The sequence below is a fragment of the Verrucomicrobiia bacterium genome, from assembly GCA_035489575.1.
Classification (GTDB): domain Bacteria; phylum Patescibacteriota; class Saccharimonadia; order Saccharimonadales; family JAGQNK01; genus DATHJY01.
Genome location: DATHJY010000013.1, coordinates 351156 through 359477, shown reverse-complemented (window position 1 = coordinate 359477; position 8322 = coordinate 351156). Strand labels below are relative to the sequence as shown.

Genomic DNA, 8322 nt, shown 5'->3' with positions numbered 1-8322 from the left:
AACAGATACAAAACTCACTTAAAATCTAAGAATTTACGGTCATCAATCCTAGCATCTACACCTCAGAGCTAGCACAGACAGGTACCCTTCCGGGTCTAAGATTGGTTAAATAACAGTTTGAGGAGGTTTCGGGATTCAGGTACTTAGAGAAGAAGATATGACAAGCAGACGAACAGGGGCGGGGCGTGAAGACCCAAAGTGAAGAGTCTTCACGCCCCGCGTCACTATTCAATCTTGTCCTGCCAGCGCCCTACGGGGCGATGAACACTAGGACGTACTCACCATAGAGGGCGAGGCAGAAGGCCACAAAGGCTCCGCCTGCCAGTAACAACGAGTGTCCTGGTCCATGCCTTCCTTGCGGAATGGCGTTTGAATCTAGCAGGAACTGGGTCCGCAAGTCGTTGTACCGCGCCTGGTAGGTTGGCGGATACAAGAACAGCGGGATACGCCCAGCAGGCGAGAGCCGGCTGATGAACTGGTAGGCCGCGTCTATGTGCTTGGTCAGCCAGTTGGGCTCATCTCGGTGGAAGCCGGTGGTGTCCAGCAGGACGCGGCGCTCCACAAACCACAGCTGCAGGTCGTCAAAGACACCCTTGATTGGCCGACGGCCAAAGAAGAGGCCCGAGGCATAACCCATCAGCCGCTTTGGCCAGTTGTCCCGGAACAGGTTCTGGGTCTTGATCCACACCTGATCCCACAGCGAAGCGTCCGACGGGACATTCAGGTGGGCGAAGGTTTGCTTGGGATCAAACACGGCAATGATGCCCTTGGCCAGCAAGAAGCCCGGGATGGCAAAGAAGGGAACGTAGAGCAACCCCAGCAACACCTGCCTGACTTTCAGACGGTGTGAGTCCTTCAGGCTGGCCAGCCGGAGCCACTTCATCTCGAACCGATCGAACCGGTTGATTGGCTTGCGCTTGGTGTAGGTGTTCCACCCCACTAGTACGCCCAGCAATGCACCGAACACGCCTTCTCCGACGTCGCGGATGTCGTGTCGGAGGCTGTCGTTGGGGACGGCCGCGTGCCAGGTGTCGTTCATGGTGTCGGTGGTCTGGGTCAGCAGGTAGTACACCGCTACGGCGATCAATACGCCGGCAAAGGTGCCAACCGCCCTGACAACCATCAGGTGGGTGTTGTTCAATAGCCACCGCAGTGGGTGGTTGAGCCGAACCAGAGGGCGCGGCAGGCGCGCTTTTCCCTCTGGCTCTTGGGTTACCGCCGCAGTCACTTGGTGAACCTCCGGGTTCTTGGTCGATGCTGCAGATGGTCAAGGGTCTGTCTTTGTGACACAAAGCCAGATGCAAGAGCAGGGTAGTGCGCTCACAACTGACTTTGTGTCTGTCTGCTTGTCAAAAAAACACCCCCGAAGCATTACAACGAAGGATAAAATAATTATATAATAAATACTTCATTAACACAATTATTCCCGGAGAGAGGGGATACTGGTTTAGTATGTGTCGGCAGAAATAAGGTCTGCCTCTTCTTTACGCCGAGGATTACTGGTGACGGTAACATCTAGCAAAAATGCTGGTAGTGCTGTGAGGGGTTGCTTAGGTTCGTGTTGATGGGCAAGGCGATAAGCCTCACGGGCCACATCCCACTGTTCTTGTGCAACTTCAAACCCAAGTGTTTGCCATAATTCCTGGGTCCTGGCTGCAATCTCCTCGTCATCAGCCCCCGGCCCTAGGCTCAGCTTCACTAACTGGACTAATGATCCATGTAGTTTTTCCCCTGGTTTGTAATTACCTGGCTGTTCTGCTTTCATGAATAAAAATTCGTCCTCAATACGATCAAAGGGGATGGCAAACGTGAGACATTTTTCTGGATCACTTCCACAGTTCACTGCAGCGTCTTGCAAAGTATCGGGAAGAGCGGGTGCTTTTTCAATCATCTCCTTAAACAAGGCAGCGTGGCCCTTGTCATGGTAGTGGTTTTGATTGTCAGAGGACGCTACGGGGAACTCCCTTCGTGCAAAGTAGCCCGTGTAATCGGTGGCAGGAACTAGTGCATCGGGTGGTCTCCCGGTATCAAGGACAAGCGTAAACTGTGCACCTAGTTCTGGCGACTCTCCGGCTGCTGCTTGTAGAGCGGCGGCATCTGCCCACGCATAGATTGCGTCATGGTCATCGGCAGATTGCTCTCCAGGAAGTCTTTGTGCGTCTGGTGCTCCCGCTTCGGCTCGAATCATTTACAGATTATAACATAAAATATATAAATTGTAAATAACATCACTCCGCTACGAGCTAGTAGGTACTCCTACTGGCTTGAAAGGATGAAGTTACCCCCTCTATCCATATCCAAAACTCTTTTGGGATCATCGTAGTCGACAATGCCCTTGAGCACCCCAAGAGAGCGAGGAGTAAATATATCAAGGTGTATGGTTCGCTCACGCCTGGGCAATCTTGCAGCTATCTTCATCCCATCTATGTGCTGGAAGGGATGTTCCATAACCCATGCACCAGCAAACTTGGCGGCCATTGATGCCTGACAAAATCCATACTGATTTGAAAAGCGGAACAGGGCTCGGACTGTTCGTGTGCCTACATCTCCAAAATTCTTACTCGCCAGCTCTTCCTCAAGTTCGTCACCCGAAAAGTCCCTCCTGTCAGGGTAGGCATATACTTCTCCGCCAGAGAAGGGGCGGGAGTCGCTGTCTAGAACAGTGAGCGCCGCACGCCCAAGAGATGTCCGTGGATCTTCATCGCTTGCAAAGACTTTTATTATTCTATCGCCGTGCGGGATGCCCTTGTCGCTCAAGCTTTCCAGAAGAGCCGGGTATGTCCAATCTTGAAAGTGAACGTACATATTCAAATTCGCCTGCCATTTCATGAATTATGCTGCCCACCACTTCGGCCATAAAGAAACAGTACAATCCTTAAAGTACGGCGTCAATTCGGCGACCCCTGTTAGGCCGCGATAACTGTATTGCGTAGGTCTAATGTCATGGTTTTTGGTGGGCAGCGGCTTCTTGGCTGACGTACAGTGGCGAAAGTGAAAGCTACTCTTGAGGCTAGGAGGCTGTAGCCACAGGAACCCGGAGCTATTCTGCGGACTCAGCAATAACAGAGGCTTTCTCAAGAGAAGTAGCGACTTGCCTCAGTCTCTCAAGTTCGCCAGCAGAGACTGGGGGCATAAAAGATGGTTCGACACCTCCTTTGAAGTAGCCCCCCAGAACCCCCAAGGATTTGACTGGCTTACCGACAGGCTCTTCCTGACCCGCTTCTCTCTGGTGGCTTCGGTCAATAAGGACCATAGGTGTATCCACGGATTCTGCTACCTGCTCATCAGTGTGTCTTTCTAGCCCAACAATTCTTACCTCTTGCACTCTGTCTGCATCGACGACGCCAACCAGTGTTGAGTAGCTACGCGCCGAGGCGGCAAATATTCGAGGAATCTGTCGCTTCTCCCAAAGATCCTTGATGTAGTGCTCCTGTTCTGTAGGGTCCAAGCCCTGCTGTCGTGCTGCGGCTAGAGCTGTGTTAAATGCTGCACAGCCGTTTTCTACAAGCGTGCCACACTGCTCGGTAAGAGCTATTTGTTCAGCCCGAGGATCGGCTTCCATCTGGTCGGGGCTGGGTTCATCTGGCGTAAACGCAGGCCTGAACTCGGTTGAATTGCTGGGGTTTTTGTTTTCTTCTTCAAGGGACATTGATTTTATAATAACATAATAGTAATTTTTAGTCAATTTGACCCAATCGGACTTCGCTTGAAATTGTAGACAATTTGTCCAATGTAAAAGCCTCCACCTAAAGATGACCGAGCCGGCAATTCGCATCTTGCCAAGGCAAGCTGCATCGCTTGCTTCAACCGCAACAGACCACACGCAAAATAAAACCACCCCAGAAGGGTTACATAATTCATCCATCCGATCTTGAAGAGCTGCTAAGATACCTTAAAAGGGGGTACTAGAATGAGTGAAGATCAGATGTTTATTTTAGGCGAGCAAACTTTTGGAAATGTTGTTCAGCAGATCAAGTCCGAGCAGTTGGAGCTGAGTTTGCCAGAGTGGTTTGAGCTAGGGCGATCACAAGATCGCGCCAAGCTCAAACTGAGGGATATACTCAATTATCATGCCTACGACACGGCTTGGGTGTCCGAAACATTTGCGGGCAAAACGGTAAAAGAGGTCGGCGACAAGTACGATGGCGATCTGCTAGGCAATGATCCGCTGGGAAAATATCAAGAGTATTCCCAGGCGGCGATCGCAGCGATCAAAAACAATTACGATCCGGACCGTACCGTGCACTTCAGCTACGGTGATTATCCTGCCAAAGAGGCTATCCTCCACGTTACAAGCTTCAGAATTTTCCGGGCCTATGATCTCGCCAAGCTTATCGGCGCCGAAACGGCTCTGCCGGCAGATTTGGCTGAGGCTGCTCACAAACTTATCGAACCGCACGCCGACGAGTGGCGTCAATACGGTATTTTCAAGCCGGCTCAACCAGTACCCGATGACGCGGACCCTCAAGCCAAGCTGTTCGCCATGGCCGGTCGTGACCCCAACTGGCGATAATACCCGCTGACTACTCGCTCCGATGGAGTAGATTGAACACTTATATACTATATGGTATAAAATATACTTGTCAGAGATCGTTTTTCGGGTGAGAGGAGCCCATGATGGGCCTTGGGAAGGTGCTCGTCATCATTGATGGGCCCGATCCAGACAACTACATCCTGGCTTTGGCCGCTAGTAGTCAGCTGCTAGATATGGATGTAGTTGCAGTCATCATGACCGGTCGACCAGTCAGTGCGGTGCACGGCCAGCCGCCATATGGATTCAATCCGCATGCCAGTCGGGCTGTCCGCCGCGACAACGCGTTGCACGTAAAGGGCATCTTTATGCGTCACGGGCGCGAACACATCCCCGTGTTCGAAGGCTTACGTGCACCATTCTCGACTGTGCCGCATAAGTTTCATATTCACGAGAGGGTGACCGATGTTTACGACGATGCACATGCTGGCCACCAGCTGGCTGGCGATATCGACGACGCGGTCGCCTATCTAGCGGGCTTGGAGGGGTCTATCCATGTGATCTGTGGTGGCCCGATGACCGACCTGGCATATCTGATGCAGCAACTGCTGCTCAGTGGAAAGCTCGGACTGGTCACTGCCCAGTTGGGCATGTTCGGCTTCGGTGGCGTCAAGACTATTGCTGGGGGGCGACGACAGTTCAACGCCCTGGCGGATCCAACCGCGGCGCACCTCGTACTCCAGGAGTATCCAGGGCCGTTTTACCTGTTGCCGACTGACATCACCAAGGATCCCGCACACGGTTTCGACCATCCGGACGAGTTAGCCGCCTTGCTGCGGTCTACGGCTGGCACGGAGGTGGTCGAGATGTACCGCGCGGCCTGGCCGATTATGTGGGAGCCTCGTGGCGAGCGGATCTTTGTCCACGATTTTCACCCGGCCGAGCTGATGCACCACTTACTGAGGCAGCAGGCGGCCCGGCACGAACAGCGTCAGTTTGGTCGCTATAGAGTTTCGCCAGTTGGGATCGCGCATGTGCCACACCTGGTACACGAGCAGGACCGCTGGGGCGAGATCGATCTCGGTCCGCCTGATCCATCTATGCCACCCCGGTTTCTTGTCGACGGCGTCGACACCTCAGGGCATCGCATCGCCTTGGCGACCTCCATCGACAGTGCTCCGTATCCGAGCGAAGCACACCACGGCGCAACAACAGTCGCCAACTAGCGGTCTTCTGTCCATCACGCGGACAGTGACGTGTCAACAACCCGACACGTCACTGTCCGCTTTACTATTGGTCATGTATATCGACGGGTCTACTCAAATAAAACAACCAGCTTGCGGTTATTTTATTTATGGCGGACCGTACCCACAATGCAAAGACAAAGAGGACAGACAAAGAGGACGTTCCTCTAGCAGTGTTTATTCGTGTTAGTTTGCTGTCCGACCGATGAAAGCACGTCCGCACCCGACATGAAGCTTCTGCTGGTGCTTGCATCTCCGATAAGGCGAGCCTACGATTGCTGGTCCGAACAGAGAGAACGCCATATGAAAGCCCCAGACCAGCTGAGACATTTTATATGGTGAACCGTAGCTTCGAGGTCTGAAATTACTTTAAAGGGACTGCTTCTGACAGCAACGTAAGGGGAGCGTTTGACATATGCAGGCACATTGCCTACAATATAGGCATGTCGACAATACAATACACAATCAGGGCAGTGCCAAAAAAGCTTGATAACTTTTTGCGGAGTCAGGCCCGTATGCAAGGTAAAAGCTTAAATCAGATCGTTCTAGATTATATTGAACAGGCTACTAGGCTTGATTTGCAGCAAACTGATGAGGATTTCGATTGGATTATTGGCGCAGACACATTAGATAGCGATTCTTTGCAGGCCATTTCAGAACTTAAGGCCACCGATAAGCTAAAGTCCCGTTTATGAAGTATTTGTTTGATACGACAACATATAGTCACTTACTAAAAGGCCATAAGGTTGTAGCTAATATACTAAAAGATGCTGAAACTATTTTCATGCCTAATGTTGTCATAGCTGAGCTAAGATACGGTTTTAGACTAGGCACAAAACAAGAAGAAAATGAACGACTTCTAGCTAGGTTTGTAGCTAATAAAAAGATACGTGTCATCCTGCAAGATAACGCAACGACCGATTACTTTGTGAATATAGCTATATTCGCCCGTAAAAAAGGCGTACAGCTTTCTACGCATGATATATGGATAGCTGCTCTGACTGAACAGTGGGATGCCACTTTAGTGACTTTTGACAATGACTTTAAACACCTAGATTACAAAGATATAAAACTAAATCTAGAAAGTTAAGTATAGGCTTGGCAGGCAGTAGCCAAGAAGTTTGGAACTATTTAAGTGAACGTTCGATAGCTACTAGCGCTACCATTACGCCGAGGTAAAAATCTGCTCGTACTCTTTCCTGAGGCATATTTTTTTCTAGTAGTGCCAATAGTTGTGCGTCAGCGGTATCTTTGAAACGATCATCCGTTGCCCTAAACACTCTGTCTTCGACAGTTTGTAGCGCTGCCACTTTTTCAAGTTCTGCAGAGTATCCGCTCGTTTCTTCTTGTGCTAAAACTTCTTCAAGAACAGTCTGAAAGGTATCTACAAAGGTATCTAAATCTAATGTTTCTGTTCTCGATTCGGGTTGCCCGGGAGTGCTCATATTCTGACAATAAAATTGCGTACCTAATATGTCAAACTTAAGCTTAACGAAGTGAGCTTAACGAAGACTGGAGCTTAACGAAGACTGTCTTCTAACAGAGTCAAAAATGTGTCAGATGAGTCCGGTTAGGCCCGACCGGATGCTTACTTCTTGCGGCGTGCTCGCTGCAAGCAGCTGTGCGCGTCCTCGAAGATCGAACCGACGATTCGCATCTTGCCAGGGCAAGCTGCATCACCTTGCTTCAAAGCTGACCGGACCCGGACCATATAAAAAGCCCCAGCAAGCTGAGGCGTTTTATATGGCGGGCCCGACCGGATTCGAACCGGCGATCTTCTCCGTGACAGGGAGACGTGATAGGCCAACTTCACTACGAGCCCGTATTTATTTGACCAGGGTATCCTATCAAATTATCTCTGTTTATGCAATGTATCTCAATCTGTTAAAATGATTTGGTCTAGGCGTGCCGAAGTAGCTCAGCTGGTAGAGCAGCTCATTCGTAACGAGCAGGTCGTGGGTTCGAGTCCCATCTTCGGCTCCACGACGCAAAGCCGTAGGCTTTGCCCCGATTCGAGAGAGGATTCTCGGATCGGAAGAGGAGGCGGCTTGGTAGGGTTGCCAGAAGTGCCGAGCAAACTTGTTTTGTCGGCAGTTCGGTAACCGTACCATCACACGGTGACGAGCGGGTATCGTATAGTGGCTAATATGTAACCTTCCCAAGGTTAAGAGGAGAGTTCGATTCTCTCTACCCGCACCACAACTGACGCATTGATTCCTTATTCAGGGCAGACTATTATTAGGGCTAAACATGCACATACCAAAAAATTATTTTCATGACCGAGTTGTGTTGCTGCTCTTGAGCATCAATACTTTTCTTGCACTGCTGAGTAGCATACTGGTGTTGCTCAGACTCGACACCGGTCGGCCAGATGGCTACATCGTGCAATACCGGGCCAACCTTGGGCTGAGTGCCTTCAAGAGCGGCGATGCCACCACCCTTATTAGCTTTATTCTTTTCGCTGGTCTGGTCTTGGCCTTCCACACTATTCTTAGCATGCGCGTCTACCAGATCCGCCGGAACGTCGCAGTCGCAATACTGGCCATGGGATTACTACTGCTCTGCATCTCTCTCATTGTAAGTAACGCACTCCTCGTACTTAGGTAG

General features: G+C 50.8%; 10 protein-coding genes and 3 tRNA genes. 7 read left to right on the top strand and 6 right to left on the bottom strand.

Features of this window, described 5'->3' with window-relative positions; genetic code table 11:
- Positions 1-250 precede the first annotated feature (250 nt).
- The 4 genes from VK694_07605 to VK694_07590 all read right to left on the bottom strand — a co-directional run bounded on the left by VK694_07605 (position 251) and on the right by VK694_07590 (position 3649).
- Complete coding sequence (locus VK694_07605; GenBank protein ID HTE58574.1) at positions 251-1228, bottom strand: hypothetical protein; 978 nt, start codon at positions 1226-1228, stop codon at positions 251-253.
- Positions 1229-1447: 219 nt separating this feature from the next.
- A complete protein-coding gene (locus VK694_07600) occupies positions 1448-2188 on the bottom strand; it encodes a hypothetical protein (GenBank protein HTE58573.1) in 741 nt (246 codons plus the stop codon).
- Between the two features lie 68 nt (positions 2189-2256).
- Positions 2257-2829 carry a hypothetical protein gene (locus VK694_07595; protein ID HTE58572.1) on the bottom strand — a complete coding sequence of 191 codons (573 nt, stop codon included), beginning with the start codon at positions 2827-2829 and terminating at the stop codon, positions 2257-2259.
- 211 nt (positions 2830-3040) lie between these two features.
- Positions 3041-3649: a hypothetical protein gene (locus tag VK694_07590; GenBank protein HTE58571.1), complete on the bottom strand. Its 609-nt coding sequence runs from the start codon at positions 3647-3649 to the stop codon at positions 3041-3043.
- A 261-nt stretch (positions 3650-3910) separates the two neighbouring features.
- Here VK694_07590 and VK694_07585 point away from each other — a divergent pair, with 261 nt between their 5' ends.
- The 4 genes from VK694_07585 (at position 3911) to VK694_07570 (ending at position 6805) form a co-directional block, all read left to right on the top strand.
- A complete protein-coding gene (locus VK694_07585) occupies positions 3911-4513 on the top strand; it encodes a TIGR03086 family metal-binding protein (protein HTE58570.1) in 603 nt (200 codons plus the stop codon).
- A gap of 101 nt (positions 4514-4614) precedes the next feature.
- Complete coding sequence (locus VK694_07580; protein ID HTE58569.1) at positions 4615-5697, top strand: nucleoside hydrolase; 1083 nt, start codon at positions 4615-4617, stop codon at positions 5695-5697.
- Positions 5698-6158: 461 nt separating this feature from the next.
- Positions 6159-6410 carry a hypothetical protein gene (locus VK694_07575; protein HTE58568.1) on the top strand — a complete coding sequence of 84 codons (252 nt, stop codon included), beginning with the start codon at positions 6159-6161 and terminating at the stop codon, positions 6408-6410.
- On the top strand, positions 6407-6805 hold the full coding sequence (locus tag VK694_07570; GenBank protein ID HTE58567.1) for a PIN domain-containing protein: 399 nt from the start codon (positions 6407-6409) through the stop codon (positions 6803-6805). The genes VK694_07575 and VK694_07570 overlap by 4 nt, the downstream gene beginning before the upstream one ends.
- A gap of 37 nt (positions 6806-6842) precedes the next feature.
- Here VK694_07570 and VK694_07565 read toward each other — a convergent pair whose 3' ends face one another.
- Together VK694_07565 and VK694_07560 are read right to left on the bottom strand one after the other, a co-directional pair.
- Positions 6843-7160, bottom strand: coding sequence for a hypothetical protein (locus VK694_07565; GenBank protein HTE58566.1), 318 nt, complete (start codon positions 7158-7160; stop codon positions 6843-6845).
- Positions 7161-7459: 299 nt separating this feature from the next.
- Positions 7460-7537 (bottom strand) — tRNA-Asp (locus tag VK694_07560).
- A gap of 85 nt (positions 7538-7622) precedes the next feature.
- Between VK694_07560 and VK694_07555 the strand changes: the two genes are divergently transcribed.
- From VK694_07555 to VK694_07545, 3 genes are all read left to right on the top strand, one after another.
- Positions 7623-7698: transfer RNA gene (locus VK694_07555), tRNA-Thr, on the top strand.
- A gap of 141 nt (positions 7699-7839) precedes the next feature.
- A tRNA-Gly gene (locus VK694_07550) sits at positions 7840-7914 on the top strand.
- A gap of 51 nt (positions 7915-7965) precedes the next feature.
- The gene (locus VK694_07545; GenBank protein ID HTE58565.1) at positions 7966-8322 is read left to right on the top strand and encodes a hypothetical protein; all 357 of its coding nucleotides are present in this window, start codon (positions 7966-7968) and stop codon (positions 8320-8322) included.

Bases quoted from the DNA above. Each gene is read 5' to 3' on its own strand.
- VK694_07565 (HTE58566.1), bottom strand. From the start codon at position 7,160: ATGAGCACTCCCGGGCAACCCGAATCGAGAACAGAAACATTAGATTTA.
- VK694_07595 (HTE58572.1), bottom strand. From the start codon at position 2,829: ATGAAATGGCAGGCGAATTTGAATATGTACGTTCACTTTCAAGATTGG.
- VK694_07570 (HTE58567.1), top strand. From the start codon at position 6,407: ATGAAGTATTTGTTTGATACGACAACATATAGTCACTTACTAAAAGGC.
- VK694_07575 (HTE58568.1), top strand. From the start codon at position 6,159: ATGTCGACAATACAATACACAATCAGGGCAGTGCCAAAAAAGCTTGAT.
- VK694_07585 (HTE58570.1), top strand. From the start codon at position 3,911: ATGAGTGAAGATCAGATGTTTATTTTAGGCGAGCAAACTTTTGGAAAT.
- VK694_07545 (HTE58565.1), top strand. From the start codon at position 7,966: ATGCACATACCAAAAAATTATTTTCATGACCGAGTTGTGTTGCTGCTC.
- VK694_07590 (HTE58571.1), bottom strand. From the start codon at position 3,649: ATGTCCCTTGAAGAAGAAAACAAAAACCCCAGCAATTCAACCGAGTTC.
- VK694_07580 (HTE58569.1), top strand. From the start codon at position 4,615: ATGATGGGCCTTGGGAAGGTGCTCGTCATCATTGATGGGCCCGATCCA.
- VK694_07600 (HTE58573.1), bottom strand. From the start codon at position 2,188: ATGATTCGAGCCGAAGCGGGAGCACCAGACGCACAAAGACTTCCTGGA.